The organism is Glaesserella parasuis (assembly GCF_017352235.1).
GTDB classification, from domain to species: domain Bacteria; phylum Pseudomonadota; class Gammaproteobacteria; order Enterobacterales; family Pasteurellaceae; genus Glaesserella; species Glaesserella parasuis.
Genome location: NZ_CP071487.1, coordinates 2,074,209 through 2,090,697, shown reverse-complemented (window position 1 = coordinate 2,090,697; position 16,489 = coordinate 2,074,209). Strand labels below are relative to the sequence as shown.

The 16,489-nt window shown below is 40.6% G+C and carries 13 protein-coding genes; 10 read left to right on the top strand and 3 right to left on the bottom strand.

From position 1 onward, the window contains the following. Nucleotides 1-128 precede the first annotated feature (128 nt). The 6 genes from J1G47_RS10525 to adk all read left to right on the top strand — a co-directional run bounded on the left by J1G47_RS10525 (nucleotide 129) and on the right by adk (nucleotide 7,507). On the top strand, nucleotides 129-2,684 hold the full coding sequence (locus J1G47_RS10525) for a penicillin-binding protein 1A (protein ID WP_035498541.1): 2,556 nt from the start codon (nucleotides 129-131) through the stop codon (nucleotides 2,682-2,684). Between the two features lie 229 nt (nucleotides 2,685-2,913). Continuing rightward, nucleotides 2,914-3,435 (top strand): shikimate kinase AroK, encoded by a 522-nt coding sequence (gene aroK / locus J1G47_RS10520; protein WP_005712514.1) that lies wholly within the window; start codon nucleotides 2,914-2,916, stop codon nucleotides 3,433-3,435. A 14-nt stretch (nucleotides 3,436-3,449) separates the two neighbouring features. Beyond that, complete coding sequence (aroB, locus tag J1G47_RS10515; RefSeq protein ID WP_005712516.1) at nucleotides 3,450-4,538, top strand: 3-dehydroquinate synthase; 1,089 nt, start codon at nucleotides 3,450-3,452, stop codon at nucleotides 4,536-4,538. A gap of 9 nt (nucleotides 4,539-4,547) precedes the next feature. After that, entirely contained in the window at nucleotides 4,548-5,366 is an 819-nt protein-coding gene (locus tag J1G47_RS10510; protein WP_005712518.1) for a Dam family site-specific DNA-(adenine-N6)-methyltransferase, read from the top strand. Nucleotides 5,367-5,394: 28 nt separating this feature from the next. Then, nucleotides 5,395-6,753, top strand: a complete 1,359-nt coding sequence (locus tag J1G47_RS10505) for a sodium-dependent transporter (protein WP_112063051.1) — start codon at nucleotides 5,395-5,397, stop codon at nucleotides 6,751-6,753. A gap of 109 nt (nucleotides 6,754-6,862) precedes the next feature. Then, nucleotides 6,863-7,507, top strand: coding sequence for an adenylate kinase (gene adk / locus J1G47_RS10500; RefSeq protein ID WP_005712522.1), 645 nt, complete (start codon nucleotides 6,863-6,865; stop codon nucleotides 7,505-7,507). A 78-nt stretch (nucleotides 7,508-7,585) separates the two neighbouring features. Here adk and J1G47_RS10495 read toward each other — a convergent pair whose 3' ends face one another. The 3 genes from J1G47_RS10495 to icd form a co-directional block, all read right to left on the bottom strand. Further along, entirely contained in the window at nucleotides 7,586-8,866 is a 1,281-nt protein-coding gene (locus tag J1G47_RS10495) for a citrate synthase (protein WP_005712524.1), read from the bottom strand. Between the two features lie 35 nt (nucleotides 8,867-8,901). Beyond that, nucleotides 8,902-11,505 (bottom strand): bifunctional aconitate hydratase 2/2-methylisocitrate dehydratase, encoded by a 2,604-nt coding sequence (gene acnB, locus J1G47_RS10490; RefSeq protein ID WP_202114017.1) that lies wholly within the window; start codon nucleotides 11,503-11,505, stop codon nucleotides 8,902-8,904. Between the two features lie 151 nt (nucleotides 11,506-11,656). After that, nucleotides 11,657-12,904 (bottom strand): NADP-dependent isocitrate dehydrogenase, encoded by a 1,248-nt coding sequence (gene icd, locus J1G47_RS10485; protein WP_021114618.1) that lies wholly within the window; start codon nucleotides 12,902-12,904, stop codon nucleotides 11,657-11,659. A 311-nt stretch (nucleotides 12,905-13,215) separates the two neighbouring features. Between icd and metF the strand changes: the two genes are divergently transcribed. The 4 genes from metF (at nucleotide 13,216) to J1G47_RS12335 (ending at nucleotide 16,405) form a co-directional block, all read left to right on the top strand. Further along, nucleotides 13,216-14,097: a methylenetetrahydrofolate reductase gene (gene metF, locus J1G47_RS10480; protein WP_015940151.1), complete on the top strand. Its 882-nt coding sequence runs from the start codon at nucleotides 13,216-13,218 to the stop codon at nucleotides 14,095-14,097. A gap of 134 nt (nucleotides 14,098-14,231) precedes the next feature. Next, a complete protein-coding gene (dapB, locus tag J1G47_RS10475; RefSeq protein ID WP_015940150.1) occupies nucleotides 14,232-15,044 on the top strand; it encodes a 4-hydroxy-tetrahydrodipicolinate reductase in 813 nt (270 codons plus the stop codon). A gap of 47 nt (nucleotides 15,045-15,091) precedes the next feature. Beyond that, nucleotides 15,092-16,198 carry a methionine biosynthesis PLP-dependent protein gene (locus tag J1G47_RS10470; RefSeq protein ID WP_010785964.1) on the top strand — a complete coding sequence of 369 codons (1,107 nt, stop codon included), beginning with the start codon at nucleotides 15,092-15,094 and terminating at the stop codon, nucleotides 16,196-16,198. 81 nt (nucleotides 16,199-16,279) lie between these two features. Continuing rightward, a complete protein-coding gene (locus tag J1G47_RS12335) occupies nucleotides 16,280-16,405 on the top strand; it encodes an IS1/IS1595 family N-terminal zinc-binding domain-containing protein (RefSeq protein ID WP_415578911.1) in 126 nt (41 codons plus the stop codon). Nucleotides 16,406-16,489 lie beyond the last annotated feature (84 nt).

Here is a 16,489-nt window from a genome sequence, read left to right as displayed (position 1 = left end):
ATGAGGTCAATTAAAACTATAATTACTCGTTTCTACCCCACTGATGTATAAGCAGGGGGCAGTTTTCGGATTTAGGTTATCTTGACCTAGAATTATCCTTTCGTCATTTAGCAAAAGAGAATTTTTCGATGAAGATCGTAAAAATCATATTTAGTGCTTTACTTACACTAATAATTGTGGGTCTAGTTGCTGTAGGTTTTCTTTATGTTCATTTAAAAGAAGATTTACCTGATGTAGCAAGCCTAAAAACCGTTGAACTTCAACAACCTATGCAGATTTTTACCGCTGACGGTAAACTCATTGGGGAAGTCGGGGAGCAACGCCGTATTCCTGTGAAACTTGCCGATATTCCGCAAACCTTAATTGATGCGATTATTGCGACAGAAGATACCCGTTTTTATGAACATAAGGGGATCGATCCTAAAGGCATTATGCGTGCCGTTTGGCGTTCAAGCCAAGGGGATACGCAAGGGGCGAGTACCATTACGCAACAGTTAGCACGCAACTTTTTCCTTTCGCCAGAACGCAAACTTGAGCGTAAATTAAAAGAAGTAATTTTGGCGTTAGAAATTGAAGAAAATCTGTCTAAGAATGAGATTTTAGAGTTATATCTTAATAAAATTTACTTGGGGTATCGCTCTTATGGGGTGGTGGCTGCGGCTAAAACCTATTTTGGTAAAAAGCTAGAAGAATTAACCTTATCGGAAATGGCGATCATTGCAGGGCTACCAAAAGCCCCTTCCACGATGAACCCTCTTTTCTCGCTTAAACGAGCAGAAGCACGCCGTAATGTAGTGCTTGGGCGTATGTTAGAAGTCGGAAAAATCACCAAAGCTCAGTATGAACAGGCTAAAGCAGAACCGATTAAAGCCAAATATTACGGTGCTGCGTTAGAATTTCGCGCCGACTATGTGACAGAAATGATCCGTCAAGAAATGGTAAAACGTTATGGTGAAGAAGTCGCTTACACCAAAGGTTTCCAAGTGTTTGCAACAGTGTTATCAGCTGACCAAAAAGAAGCACAAGATGCACTACGCAATAACTTGATTGACTACGACCGCCGTCACGGCTGGCGTGGAGCTGAGAAACTGTGGAACCCTAAAGAGAAAGCGTGGGACGAAGAAAAGATCATCGATCACCTAAGCAAATTGCCAAGCTCTGAGCCATTTACGAGTGCGGCAGTATTGGCAATTTCAAAAGATAAAGCGAATGTGATGTTGCCAACAGGGGAGCGTGTTGAGCTTAAAATGTCTGGAATGCGTTGGGCAAGAAAATTTATCAATGACTCCGCCCAAGGTAAAGCACCTACTCAAGTAAAAGACGTGATCAATGTTGGTGAACAAATTTGGGTGCATCAAAATAGTAAGGGTGAATGGGAATTAGGGCAAATTCCAGATGTAAACTCTGCACTGGTTTCACTAAATAGTGATAATGGGGCGATAGAAGCGATTGTGGGCGGTTTCAGTTTTGAACAAAGCCGTTTTAACCGTGCAACACAATCTTTAGTGCAAGTAGGTTCTTCGATTAAACCTTTTATCTATGCTGCAGCATTAAATAAAGGATTGAGCCTTTCAACCACTCTAAGCGACACGCCTATTACTATTACAAAAGCAGGACAAAAACCGTGGACACCGAAAAATTCACCGAATGTGTATGAAGGTCCGTTACGTTTGCGAGTAGGCTTGGGTAAGTCGAAAAATGTGATGATGGTGCGTACAGTTCAGATGGCTGGCGTAGAGTATGTAGCGGATTACTTACAACGCTTTGGCTTCCAAAAAGATCAATATCAAGCGACAGAAGCATTGGCATTAGGGGCAGCGTCCTTCACGCCGTTAGAAATGGCTAGGGGATATGCTGTGTTTGATAATGGTGGCTATTTGATTGAACCTTATATCATTGGTCGTATTTTAGATAGTACAGGCAATGAACTCTTTAAAGCAAACCCTGCAATTGCCTGTTTAGAGTGTGATGATAAGCCAGTCATTTATCCAGAGCCAACCTATTTTGATTTTGTCAAAGTAAAGGAAACTACAGAAGAAACTGTAATTCCTAAAGATGATGAAAGTGATGTTATTCCTGAACTGGATATTGCCACTAAAACCAAACAAAATGCCCCAAGCTTGATGGCAGATGCCATAGCTGTTAATCGAGAAGTGCATTATGCCCCAAGGGTTATCAGTGGGGAAATTGCATTCTTAATGCGAAGTGCATTGAAAACAGCTATTACAGGTGAAGCTAGTCAAGGCTGGAAAGGAACAAGCTGGCGTGTGGCAAATGAGATCAAACGCAGTGATATTGGTGGAAAAACAGGGACTACAAATAACGCCAAGATCGCTTGGTACGCAGGCTTTGGCTCAAACCTCGTGACGACAGTTTATGTTGGTTTTGATGATAATAAACGTGAATTGGGACGTGGTGAGGCTGGCGCTCAAACAGCGTTGCCAGCGTGGATTAAGTATATGAAAGTGGCTCTTTCGGATAAAGAAGAGCGAAAAGAACAGTTGCCACCTAATATCATAGAATTACAAATTGAGCCTACAAGCGGTCTATTAGGGGGAAATATGAGCGAATATTTCATTAAAGGAACTGAACCTAAGAAACGTTATATTGTAGAGAAGGCACTTGAACAACCTCTAGGTACAAATCCTGAAGGAACTGAAAAAATCAGTAAAGAATTATTCTAAAATTCGATAATTCTCTTTGTTCCAGTTGAAAAGTAGGGCGATTTATTGAGATAATATCGCCCATCTTTATTTTGGGCGATTTGTGGTAAATTTATAAGATAAGTGTTTTAATTTTAATCACTTTTACAAAATTCAACATAAAACAGACCGCTTGTATGTGCAAGCGGTCTGTTTTTTCTAAAAATTCACAAATCAATTTTTCACTCTATTTTTATTTATAGAACAAATAATGGCAGAAAAACGTAATATCTTTCTAATTGGCCCTATGGGTGCAGGTAAAAGCACGATTGGTCGTCAATTAGCACAAATGTTAAATATGGATTTTTTAGACTCAGACGCTGTGATTGAAGAGCGTGCTGGGGCAGATATTGATTGGATCTTCGATATTGAAGGCGAAACGGGGTTCCGTAAACGTGAAGAGCGTATCATTAATGAGTTGACACAATCTCAAGGTCTTGTGCTTTCGACGGGCGGTGGTTCGGTGTTGTCTAAAGATAACCGCAATGTGCTTTCAGCTCGTGGTATTGTGGTTTATCTTGAAACTACGGTGGATAAACAGTTTGAGCGTACTCAACGTGATAAAAAACGTCCGTTATTGCAAACGGAAGATCCATATCAAACGTTAGTTGAATTGGCGAAAATTCGTAATCCGCTTTACGAAGAAATTGCGGACATTATTTTGCAAACTGATGAACAAAGTGCAAAAGTAGTCGCAACGCAAATCATTGATATGATTGATAATTTACAGTAATCAGGGAAGTCTATATGTTGCAAGTTAATGTGGAATTAAAAGAACGTCGCTATCCTATCGCAATAGGGGCAGGGTTATTAACGGATCCGATGAGTTATCACCCGTTAAAATCAGGGGATAAGGTGATGATCGTCTCTAATCCAACGGTTGCTTCCCATTATCTTGCAACAGTAGAACAAACGCTAACAGCTATCGGTTGTAAAGTTGATTCGGTTTTAATTCCCGATGGAGAGCAATATAAAAACCTTGACTCACTCAATCTTATTTTTACCGCATTACTTGAAAAAAATCACAATCGTGATTCGGTATTAATTGCGTTAGGTGGTGGTGTAATTGGCGATGTGGCTGGCTATGCTGCTGCGTCTTATCAACGTGGTATCCGTTTTATTCAAATTCCAACCACCTTATTAGCTCAAGTGGACTCTTCCGTTGGGGGAAAAACGGCGGTAAACCACCCGCTTGGCAAAAATATGATTGGAGCGTTTTATCAGCCGATTTCAGTCATTGTTGATACAAATACCTTAAAAACCTTGCCTAAACGTGAAGTGAGTGCAGGCTTAGCGGAAGTGATCAAATATGGTGCAATTTTTGATATTCAATTTTTTGAATGGCTTGAACAGCATATTGACGATCTCGTTGCCCTTGAACAGTCTGCATTAGAGTATTGTATTCAACGTTGTTGCCAACTGAAAGCCGATGTGGTGGCTCGTGATGAAACAGAAAAAGGCGACCGTGCTTTGTTAAATTTAGGTCACACCTTTGGACACGCGATTGAAGCACATCTTGGCTACGGTAACTGGTTACACGGGGAAGCGGTTGCAGTCGGTATGCTTGAAGCAGCTGCCTTGTCCCATATTCTAGGCGATCTTACGGAACAAGATGTGGCTCGTTTAGAAAAATTGATTGCTCGTGCAACCTTGCCAACCATTTCACCAGATGGAATGATGCCTGAAGAATATCTGCCTTATATGTGGCGAGATAAAAAAGTACTAAGCGGTCAGTTGCGTCTGATTTTATTAAAATCACTTGGCACAGCTTATGTCACCGCTCAAGCAACCGAAACTCAAGTGTTAGATGCTATCCGTCGATTTACTCAATCCTAAGTTTTAACAATGAAACAGCGAGCCTTTTTAAAATGGGCAGGTGGGAAATTTCGCCTGACCGATGAAATTAATCGGCACCTACCCCAAAAGGCTTGCCTAGTTGAGCCTTTTGTTGGGGCTGGCTCAGTTTTTCTTAATACACATTTTGAACGCTATATTCTTGCTGACATTAACCCTGATCTGATTAATCTCTTTAATGTGATTAAAGCTGATGTGGAAAGCTATATCCAGCAATCGCAAGCCTTGTTTAATGATCCACAAGCAAATACGGCAAAATTTTATTATGAGCGACGTAAGGAATTTAATGCTTGCCAAGATCTGCTACGTCGTTCAGCACTGTTTCTTTATCTCAACCGTTTTGGTTTTAATGGTTTATGTCGCTATAACCAAAAAAATGAGTTCAACGTGCCATTTGGCGATTATAAAACCTATTATTTCCCTGAAAAAGAGTTACGCTTTTTTGCGGAAAAAGCTCAGAAAGCGGTATTTATCTGTGCCGATTTTCATCAAGTCTTTCAATATCTATTAGATAATCCTGATGATTATGCGGTCTATTGCGATCCGCCTTATGCCCCGTTGAAGCAAGAAACGAATTTTACCCATTATGCTGGGGGCGGTTTTTCCCTTGAGCAACAAATTGCTTTAGCAGACAGAGCAAAACAAGCTCAACAGGCGAAAATCCCTGTCTTAATTTCAAATCACGATACCGAGTTTACTCGGCAAATCTACCGTGGAGCAAAAATCAAAAAACTGAAAGTTCAGCGTCACATCGGTCAATCCATTGATTCTCGAATTAAAGTCGATGAACTTTTTGCTCTGTTCTCTTAACTTCCTTTTGTATGCAGTAGGAAAAAATATGAATACACAACCCCAAGAACGCCAATCGTGGTCAAATCGATTGGCATATATTATGACCGTAGCAGGTGCAACCGTTGGTTTTGGTGCAACGTGGCGTTTCCCTTATTTAGTCGGTGAAAATGGTGGTGGAGCTTATGTCGCGCTATTTTGTATCGCAATGATCGTGATCGGTATTCCGATGATCTTGGTTGAAAATGTGATTGGTCGCCGTATGCGAGTAAATGCCATTGATGCCTTTACGGGAAAAGCGAATGGTAAGGCTATTCACCCTGCGTGGAAAATCTTGGGCTATATGGGATTATTAGGATCTTTTGGTATCCTTGCTTACTATATGGTGCTTGGTGGTTGGGTATTAAACTATATCGGCAGTCTTGTAACGGGCGGTTTAGATCTATCATCACCTGTTACCGTAGAAACTACATCTACTTATTTTAAAGAGAGTATTTTTAACAGCCCAGTTACCATTTTGGCTTATACTGGCTTGTTTGTCTTAGTAAACTACTTCATCTTAGTCAAAGGCATTGTTGATGGTATTGAGCGTTCAGTTAAATATCTGATGCCGATACTCTTTATCTTCTTGATTATTATGGTGATCCGTAATGTCACTTTACCAGGGGCAGCGGAAGGGATTAAATTCTATTTAATGCCTGATTTCTCAAAAATTACACCGCAATTGTTTGTCTTTGTATTAGGGCAAGTCTTCTTTGCACTTAGCTTAGGTTTCGGTGTATTAATTACCCTTTCTAGCTACTTAGATAAAAAAGAAAATCTAGTGAGAACCGCGACAATCACAGGGGTATTAAATACCGTGATTGCAGTCATAGCAGGATTTATGATCTTCCCATCACTCTTTAGCTTTGGCATTGCCCCAAATTCAGGCTCAGCTCTCGTCTTCCAAAGCCTACCAATTGTCTTCTCTAATATGTGGAGCGGTACGATCTTTGCTATTATTTTCTTTGGATTATTAGTGGTCGCAGCATTGACGACCTCATTAACCATCTATGAAGTGATCATCACCGCTTTACAAGAAAAAACCAAAATGAGCCGTAAAGCAGCGATTTTCTGGACACTTACCCTGATTTTCATTTTTGGAAATATTCCATCTGTACTAGGCGATAATGTCTGGAAAGATGTCACCATTATGGGCAAAAGTATTTTTGATGCCTTTGACTATATCAGCGGTAACATTTTATTTATTCTCACCGCTCTTGGCAGTGCAATTTTCGTTGGTTTTGTCTTAAAAGATGAAGCGAAGGAAGAATTAGGGGCAGGGAAAACATTAACGAATTTGTGGTTTAACTATGTTAAATATGTGATACCGCTTTTGATTTTAGTGGTATTTTTTAGCTCGCTTTAATTTAAACTGACTTAACAAGTGAGCATTTACATAATAAAATTCACAACTCAAGCAGTAATCAATAGGGTTACTAATCTACTCCACTATTTTTATTTTAAGAGGTCTTACTATGAAAATTATCTTATTAGGAGCACCTGGTGCAGGCAAAGGTACACAAGCCCTATTTATGATGAAGAAATTTGGTATTCCACAAATTTCAACAGGGGATATGTTCCGAGCTGCCATTAAGGAAGGAACAGAGTTAGGTAAACAAATCAAAGCATTAATGGACGAGGGAAAATTAGTTCCAGATGAATTAACCGTTGCCTTAGTTAAAGACCGAATTTCTCAACCAGATTGTGCAAATGGTTTCCTGCTAGACGGTTTTCCTCGCACTATTCCACAAGCAGATGCACTAAAAGAAGCTGGTGTAAAAATCGACTTTGTATTAGAGTTTGATGTGGCAGATGAAGTAATCGTTGAGCGTATGAGTGGACGTCGAGTTCATCAGCCATCTGGTCGCACATATCATGTTGTATATAATCCACCGAAAGTAGAAGGTAAAGATGATATAACTGGCGAAGACCTAATTATTCGTCAGGATGATAAACCAGAAACTGTACTAGAACGTTTAACGATTTATCATAAACAGACTAAACCATTGATAGCGTACTATACTACGGAAGCTGAAGCAGGAAATACTCAATATTACCGTTTAGATGGTACTCAATCTGTAGAATCTATAAGCGATGAACTCAATAAAATTTTAGGGTAATTTCCTTTCTACATATAGAATCAAAAATAGTTGCTAAGAACCAATACGATCTTAGCAACTATTTATCTCAACGTTTTATTATTTAATATGTCTTTCTTGATACCCCGTATAAATTTGTCTTGGACGGACAATTTTGAGGCTCTCTTCGCACATTTCTTTCCAATTTGCAATCCACCCGACTGTTCTGCCTAAGGCAAAAATAACAGTAAACATGGAAGTTGGAATGCCTATGGCTTGTAAAATAATACCTGAGTAGAAATCAACATTAGGATAAAGTTTGCGTTCAATGAAATAAGGATCGCTTAAGGCAATGCGTTCTAGTTCCATTGCAACTTCAAGTAATGGTGTTGTTATTCCTAATTCTGCAAGGACTTCGTGGCAGGTTTCCCGCATAACTTTTGCCCTTGGATCGTAGTTTTTATATACTCGGTGACCAAATCCCATTAGACGAAATGGATCATTTTTGTCTTTGGCTCTTGCGATAAATTCAGGAATACGGTCAACCGTGCCGATCTCCTGTAGCATTTTGATACAAGCTTCGTTTGCTCCGCCATGAGCTGGCCCCCACAGTGATGCAATCCCTGCCGCAATACAAGCAAATGGGTTTGGACCAGAGGAAGCAACGCCTCTTACTGTTGATGTTGAAGCGTTTTGTTCGTGGTCTGCGTGAAGTGTGAAGATGCGATCCATGGCTCGTTCTAGTACAGGGTTAACCACATAAGGTTCACAAGGTGTTGCAAACATCATGTGTAGGAAGTTGCCTGCGTAGGATAAGTGATACTGCGGATACATAAATGGGCGGCCGATGTTGTATTTGTAACACATGGCTGCAAGGGTTGGCATTTTGGCTAAGAGGCGAATGGCGGTTTTTTCTCGATGTGCTTCATCATCACTGTCTAGCATGTCATTGTAGAATGCGGCTAAAGCACTACTTGCTGCACACATAACCGCCATTGGGTGCGAATCTCGGCGGAAACCTTGAAACAAGCGGGTAAATTGTTCATTTACCATGTAATGTGAACAGATCTCTTTTTTGAACTCAGCCAATTCTTCTTCTGTAGGCAGTTCGCCATTTAGAAGAAGATAGGCGATATCAAGATAGGTTTTATTTAAAGCAAGCTCGTCAATCGGATAGCCACGGTGCAATAAGACACCTTGTTCGCCGTCAATGTAGGTGATACTGGATTGGCATAGTGCGGTAGAGGTTAGCCCTTGATCGTAGGTAAAGAGTTGGTGCTTTTGTAATGCCTCAACGCCAATTGCATCAAAACCTAAGTTACTCTGATAAACGGGCAATGGAATTTTACGCCCATCGTTAAGGTGAAGTTCTGCAGTTAAAGTCGGGTGTAGTTTAGGCATTTTGTCCTCCCTGTTATCGTAAATTTTATGCAAAATCAAACCGCTGTTTGAAAAATGAGGTTATCCGCTTTTTGGGTATAACGTTGAATTTGGTCAAAATTCATGTAGCGGTATGTATCCGTTTTATCTGCCTCTAGGCGTTGTACATAATCTAAATACTCTTTCCATGTAGGAATGCGTCCTAGTAATGCACAGACTGCCGCAAGCTCTGCAGAAGCAAGATAGACAAAAGAGCCTTTACCCATGCGATTTGGGAAATTGCGTGTAGAGGTTGAAACAACGGTTGAGCCGTCGGCTACACGAGCTTGATTTCCCATACAAAGTGAACAACCTGGTATTTCAATTCTTGCTCCACTTTTGCCATAAATGCTGTAATAGCCCTCTTCACTAAGTAGTGTTGCATCCATTTTAGTTGGTGGAGCAATCCATAAACGTGTTGGGATCATGCCTTGATGCTGGTTAAGCAATTTACCTGCGGCACGGAAATGACCTATGTTCGTCATACAAGAGCCAATAAAGACTTCATCGACTTGTTGACCTTGCACTTCGGAAAGTGTTCTAGCATCATCAGGGTCATTTGGGGCACAAAGAATAGGCTCTTTGATGTCATTTAAATCAATTTCAATGATAGCGGCATATTCAGCATCACTGTCTGCTTCTAATAATTGTGGGACAGCCAGCCACTCTTCCATGGCTTTAATTCTGCGTTCAAGGGTTCGTTTGTCGCCGTAACCCTCAGCAATCATGTATTTTAGTAAGATGATATTAGACTGAAGATATTCGATGATCGGTTCTTGATTTAATTTGATGGTACAAGCAGCAGCAGAACGTTCGGCTGAGGCATCTGAAAGTTCAAAAGCCTGTTCAACTTTAAGGTGCTCTAATCCCTCAATTTCTAAAATGCGACCTGAGAAGATATTTTTCTTACCCGCTTTTTCTACCGTCAATAGCCCTTGTTTAATAGCATAATAGGGAATTGCATGTACGAGATCTCGTAAGGTAATGCCTGGTTGCAATTCGCCTTTAAAACGGACTAAAACAGACTCTGGCATATCTAATGGCATTACTCCTGTTGCAGCCGCAAAGGCAACTAAGCCTGAACCTGCAGGAAATGAGATGCCAATCGGAAAACGTGTATGTGAGTCGCCACCTGTACCTACGGTGTCGGGCAATAGCATTCGATTAAGCCAAGAGTGAATAACACCATCACCTGGACGTAGTGAAATACCGCCTCGGTTCATAATGAAATCAGGTAAGGTATGATGTGTCACAACATCTACAGGTTTAGGGTACGCGGCCGTGTGGCAAAATGATTGCATCACTAAATCAGCTGAGAAACCTAAACAAGCGAGATCTTTAAGCTCATCACGGGTCATTGGACCTGTGGTATCCTGTGAGCCAACACTTGTCATTCGAGGTTCGCAATACTGCCCTGGGCGTATGCCCTCCACGCCACAAGCTCGCCCAACCATTTTTTGTGCAAGTGTGTAGCCGACTGTTGTTTTAGCCTGTATTTGAGGTTTAACAAACACTTCACTTTCTGGCAATCCTAGTGCCATGCGTGCTTTATGTGTCAAACCTCGACCAATAATCAATGGAATACGTCCGCCTGCACGAACTTCATCAAGAAGCACATTCGTTTTAAGACTAAACTGGGCTAATACTTCGTCACTGCCATGCTTACAAATTTTGCACTCATAGGGATAGAGGTCGATTACATCGCCCATATTTAATTGGCTTACATCCACTTCAATGGGTAATGAGCCTGCATCTTCCATCGTATTGAAAAAAATAGGGGCAATCTTACCGCCTAATACCACACCGCCAGCCCTTTTATTAGGAATGTAAGGAATGTCATTTCCCATAAGCCATAAGACCGAATTTGTAGCCGATTTACGTGAAGAACCTGTTCCTACAACATCGCCAACATAAACAAGTGGAAAACCTTTTTGTTTAAGGGCTTCAATCTGTTTCATTGGGCCAACTACACCAGCTTGGTCAGGTTCAATACCCTCCCGTTCATTTTTAAGCATAGCCAGTGCGTGCAATGGAATATCTGGGCGTGACCAAGCATCTTGTGCAGGCGAAAGATCATCTGTATTGGTTTCTCCTGTCACTTTAAACACGGTCAGTGTGAGTTTTTCGGCTAATTTTGGACGAGATAAAAACCAATCGGCATTGGCCCAAGAGGTTAATACTTCTTTAGCAAAGCGGTTTCCTTGCTTCGCTTTTTCTGCCACATCATGAAAACTGTCAAATACTAAGAGCGTATGAGAGAGTGCTTTGACAGCAATAGGAGCAAGGTTTGGATCATCAAGTGCTTCAACAAGCGGTTCAATGTTGTACCCCCCTTGCATTGTGCCTAGCAAGCTGACGGCTTGTTGTGGGGAAATGAGCGGCGAAACTGCTTGCCCTTTTACTAAGGCTGCTAAAAAGCTGGCTTTAACATAGGCTGCTTCATCAACCCCTGCTGGTATTCGATTTTCAAAGAGGTGCAAGAGTAATGCTTTATCTGCATCAGCAGGTTCTTTAAGTAATTCAATAAGCTCTGCTGTTTGCGCTGAATTTAATGGCAGTGGCACAATACCTTGTGCAGCTCGTTCAAAAAGGTGTGTTTGGTATTCAGTTAAGAAAGACATAATGATGATCCCCACTTCAATATAGATAAAAAATGAGCGATGAGATAATCATAACAGAGAGAGTAAAAACGACAAGCAATAAATTTAACAAATTTTACATTTTGTTAACAAGATCACAAAATTGCATGATTATCTCTATGTGTATAAGTGGTTACATATTGGCGACAATATCTTGGGCAAATTCCGAAGTTGTACGGAGTGTTGCCCCCTCTAATGTTTCCGCAAAATCAAAGGTCACTGTCTTATTTGAGATGGTTTTGGATACTGCGTTTACCACTAAATCTGCCGCTTCAGTCCAACCTAAATGGCGTAGCATCATTTCGCCACTGAGTATGATCGAGCCTGGATTTGCTTTGTTTTGACCTGCGATTTTAGGCGCTGTACCATGCGTTGCTTCAAAAATAGCCGCCTCTTCCCCTATGTTTGCACCAGGTGCAATACCAATACCGCCAACTTGTGCCGCAAGTGCATCGGATATGTAGTCACCATTAAGATTAAGCGTTGCAATCACATCGTAATCACTTGGATGTAATAAAATTTCTTGTAAAAAAGCATCAGCAATACAATCTTTGATGATGATCTCTCGTCCTGTATTTGGATTTTTTAAACGATGCCAAGAGCCATTATCTATTGGCTCTGCACCAAAGTCTTTGGCAACTTGGTATCCCCACTCTTTAAATGCCCCCTCGGTAAATTTCATGATGTTGCCTTTATGCACTAAAGTGAGTGATTTACGATCATTATCAATCGCGTACTGTAATGCAGCCCGCACTAAACGCTGAGTCCCTTCTTTTGAAACAGGCTTAATACCAATGCCACATTCTTCCGTAAAGCGAATTTTTTTCACGCCCATTTCCTGCTGTAAAAAAGCGATTACTTTTTCAGCTTCATGGGAACCTGCCGCCCATTCTACCCCAGCATAAATATCCTCTGAATTTTCACGAAAGATCACCATATCCACTAATTCTGGATATTTCACAGGACTTGGCGTACCTTGGTAGTAACGGATTGGACGCAAGCAATTATAGAGATCTAACTCTTGACGCATTGCTACGTTTAAAGAACGAATCCCCTTACCGACAGGGGTCATCAATGGGCCTTTGATCGCAATATGATACTGTTTAATTGATGCTAATGTTTCTTCGGGTAGCCATGTGTTTTCACCGTAAAGTCGGTTAGCTTTTTCCCCTGCATAAATCTCTAACCAGTCAATTTTTCGTTGACCTTGATAGGCTTTTTCTACCGCAGCATCAATTACAAAACGCATGGCTGGTGTGACATCAACGCCAATTCCATCTCCCTCAATAAAAGGAATAATTGGGTAATTTGGAACAGACAATGAACCATCATGATTTAGTTGAATAGCTTGCCCTTTTGGTGTAGTGAGTTGAGATAGCATTATTTCCCCCTTAAATGCGACCTGATACCGCTTAATTGAATTTGAAAATAAAAACAGCAGATGTTGTATTTTTTACAAGCAACGGGATAATACCATCAGATAACAAATTTAACAAAAAATTTACATTTAAAAATTTTCATCATTATCTGCAAGTTACATAAATTAAATTCATGAAATAATGAAAATAATTTTATTGACATCATATCGCTGGCATTTTAAAGTTTTAGCCATCTAAACGTCTAAAAAAGACGGCAGTATGCAAACTAAACATTATACAAATAACAACAATAGAAGCTCTATAGAGGTGTTGAATGAGTTATGCAAAAGAGATTGATCTTTTAAATCAAAGTGTTGCCGACTTAAACGGCAAAATTAATGTGTCTTTTGAATTTTTTCCACCTAAAAATGAAAAGATGGAAACGCTGTTATGGGACTCTATTCATCGTTTGAAAGTGCTTAAACCGAAGTTTGTTTCTGTGACTTATGGTGCAAACTCTGGGGAACGTAATCGCACGCACTCTATCGTAAAAACCATTCAACAAGAAACAGGGATTGTCGCTGCTCCACATTTAACAGGTATTGATGCACCCCTTGACGAACTTCGTGCTATTGCAAAAGATTATTGGGACAGTGGCATTCGTCACATTGTGGCTTTGCGAGGCGATGAGCCTGCTGGCTATACGAAGAAACCTTTTTATGCGTCGGATTTAGTAAAACTGTTAAAAGAGGTTGCCGATTTTGAGATTTCTGTTGCCGCTTATCCTGAGGTTCACCCTGAAGCAAAATCAGCACAATCTGATTTGCTCTATTTGAAACAGAAAGTTGACGCAGGTGCAAGCCGTGCTATTACTCAGTTTTTCTTTGATATTGATAGCTATCTTCGCTTCCGTGATCGTTGTGCAACGGTGGGGATTGATGTTGAAATCGTGCCTGGCATTTTGCCTGTGTCGAACTTTAAACAGCTAGAAAAAATGGCAAAAATCACTAATGTGAAAATCCCTAGCTGGATGGCAAAAATGTATCAAGGTTTGGACGATGATCAAACTACCCGTAACCTTGTAGGGGCAAGTATTGCAATGGATATGGTGAAAATCCTCTCTAAAGAGGGAGTAAAAGATTTCCACTTTTATACCTTAAACCGTTCAGAATTAAGTTATGCTATTTGTCATACTTTAGGGGTAAGACCTGAATAAGCTATTCACTATAGACCAACCCGATCTTCGCAGATCGGGTTTTCTCTATTTGGATGCTTATCTTTCTGTATTCAAAAACGTAACTTTCTTGTAAAATCCAACCGCTTATCACGACATTTTATAGAGGATTTATAATGACATTAAAAATTGGCGTTGTCGGTGCTGGTGGCAGAATGGGTCGTCAGTTGATCCAAGCCGTAAATAACACAGAGGGCGTAGAATTAGGTTCAGCATTTGAACGTAAAGGATCATCATTAGTCGGGGCTGATGCTGGCGAGTTGGCTGGTATTGGGCATTTAGGCGTGACTGTCACGGACGATTTAGCTTCACAGCTCAATCATTTTGATCTATTAATTGATTTTACTCGCCCTGAAGGGACGTTGGAACACATCGCTTTTTGTGTCGCACATAATAAAAAAATGGTGATCGGCACAACTGGTTTTGATGATGCGGGCAAACAGGCGATTAAATCTGCATCAGAGGAAATCAGTATCGTCTTTGCTTCAAATTACAGCGTTGGGGTGAACTTAGTATTTAAACTGTTAGAAAAAGCGGCAAAAGTGATGGGCGATTATTACGATATTGAGGTGATTGAAGCTCACCACCGCCATAAAGTTGATGCGCCATCTGGCACGGCACTTTCAATGGGTGAGCATATTGCCAAAACCTTAGGTCGTGATTTAAAAACGCACGGCGTATTTGCGCGTGAAGGGATCACAGGGGAACGTAAGCGTGATGAAATCGGTTTTGCGACGATCCGTGCAGGTGATGTAGTCGGTGAACACAGTGTTTGGTTTGCTGATGAAGGCGAACGTATTGAAATTGCCCATAAAGCTTCAAGCCGAATGACTTTTGCTAACGGTGCTGTGCGTGCAGCAAAATGGCTTCAAACCAAACAAAACGGTCTATTTGATATGACCGATGTGTTGGATTTAAATAATTTATAATAAAGAAAAGCGGTCAAATTTAATCAAAATTTTGCAAAAGGATAGATATGAAATATAACAACATTGAAAGTACTTTAGTCCAACTGGGTAATCGTACTGATGAGCGTACTGGTGCGGTGGCGACCCCGATTTTCCTTTCGACTGCCTATGGACATATGGGGATCGGCGAGTCCACAGGCTTTGACTATACTCGTACCAAAAACCCAACTCGTAGTGTACTTGAGCAAGGCATTGCGGACTTAGAGGGTGGCGATGCAGGTTTTGCATTAGCGTCAGGTATGGCGGCAATTCAATTAATTATGTCGCTCTTTACTGCCCCTGACGAGTGGATTATCTCTAGCGATGTTTATGGCGGAACTTACCGCTTGTTAGATTTTAGCTACAAAAATAACAATACCGTGAAGCCTGTTTATGTGAACACGGCAGATCTAGACGCGATTGAGAAAGCGATTAACCCAAATACCAAAGCGATTTTTGTTGAAACACCGTCTAATCCGTTGATGGAAGAGTGTGATGTTGCAGCGATTGCGAAAATTGCTAAAAAGCATAATTTACTGCTGATTGTCGATAATACTTTCTTAACACCAGTATTATTCCGCCCGATTGAACTTGGGGCAGACATTGTTATTCACAGTGCAACCAAATATTTGGCAGGACATAATGATGTGTTAGCAGGTTTGGTGGTAGCAAAAGGGCAAGCGTTATGTGACCGCTTGTTCTATTTGCAAAATGGTGCTGGGGCGGTGCTTTCACCGTTTGACGCTTATATGATTATTCGTGGCTTAAAAACCCTTGCGTTGCGTGTTGAGCATCACCAACAAAATGCCACTGAACTCGCTAAATTCTTATCGGAACAACCGCAAGTGCAAGATGTGCTTTATTCTGGTAAAAGCGGTATGTTATCTTTCCGCTTGAAAGATGAAAACTGGGTTAATCCATTCTTAAAAGCGATCAAGATGATTACCTTTGCGGAAAGTTTAGGCGGTACAGAAAGTTTTATTACTTACCCTGCAACCCAAACCCATATGGATATTCCTGAAGCAGAACGTATCGCTCGTGGTGTATGTAATAAGCTCTTGCGTTTTTCGGTGGGGCTTGAACACGTTGAGGATATTAAAGCAGACTTGCTACAAGCATTTGCTCAGTTGAAGTAAATTGGTGTAATAGACAAATTTGTTGCTAAAAAGTGGCTTAAAGCCTTATAGTACAAGGCTTTAAGCCACTTTTTTTGAAATATAAACAAAAACTATCCATTTTGCCAAAGTCCGAAAATAAAGAAACATGGTATACAAAATAATACTCAACCTTACTTTTGTAATGAATGTCATAAAACGTTTATCTTAAAAAATGAATTTTATTAGCGATTACGTCCTTAGTTTATAAAACGCCAAACGTTTTTAAAAGAATGAAGTGATAAAGCCAATAAAAAAGACCATTTCCCTTAT

Excerpts from the sequence above, each read along its gene's own strand:
- icd (WP_021114618.1), bottom strand. The coding sequence starts at position 12,904 with ATGCTATCTCAACTCACTACACCAAAAGGGCAAGCTATTCAACTAAAT.
- adk (WP_005712522.1), top strand. The coding sequence starts at position 6,863 with ATGAAAATTATCTTATTAGGAGCACCTGGTGCAGGCAAAGGTACACAA.
- aroK (WP_005712514.1), top strand. The coding sequence starts at position 2,914 with ATGGCAGAAAAACGTAATATCTTTCTAATTGGCCCTATGGGTGCAGGT.
- aroB (WP_005712516.1), top strand. The coding sequence starts at position 3,450 with ATGTTGCAAGTTAATGTGGAATTAAAAGAACGTCGCTATCCTATCGCA.
- acnB (WP_202114017.1), bottom strand. The coding sequence starts at position 11,505 with ATGTCTTTCTTAACTGAATACCAAACACACCTTTTTGAACGAGCTGCA.
- dapB (WP_015940150.1), top strand. The coding sequence starts at position 14,232 with ATGACATTAAAAATTGGCGTTGTCGGTGCTGGTGGCAGAATGGGTCGT.
- J1G47_RS10495 (WP_005712524.1), bottom strand. The coding sequence starts at position 8,866 with ATGCCTAAACTACACCCGACTTTAACTGCAGAACTTCACCTTAACGAT.
- J1G47_RS10510 (WP_005712518.1), top strand. The coding sequence starts at position 4,548 with ATGAAACAGCGAGCCTTTTTAAAATGGGCAGGTGGGAAATTTCGCCTG.
- J1G47_RS10525 (WP_035498541.1), top strand. The coding sequence starts at position 129 with ATGAAGATCGTAAAAATCATATTTAGTGCTTTACTTACACTAATAATT.
- J1G47_RS10505 (WP_112063051.1), top strand. The coding sequence starts at position 5,395 with ATGAATACACAACCCCAAGAACGCCAATCGTGGTCAAATCGATTGGCA.
- J1G47_RS10470 (WP_010785964.1), top strand. The coding sequence starts at position 15,092 with ATGAAATATAACAACATTGAAAGTACTTTAGTCCAACTGGGTAATCGT.
- metF (WP_015940151.1), top strand. The coding sequence starts at position 13,216 with ATGAGTTATGCAAAAGAGATTGATCTTTTAAATCAAAGTGTTGCCGAC.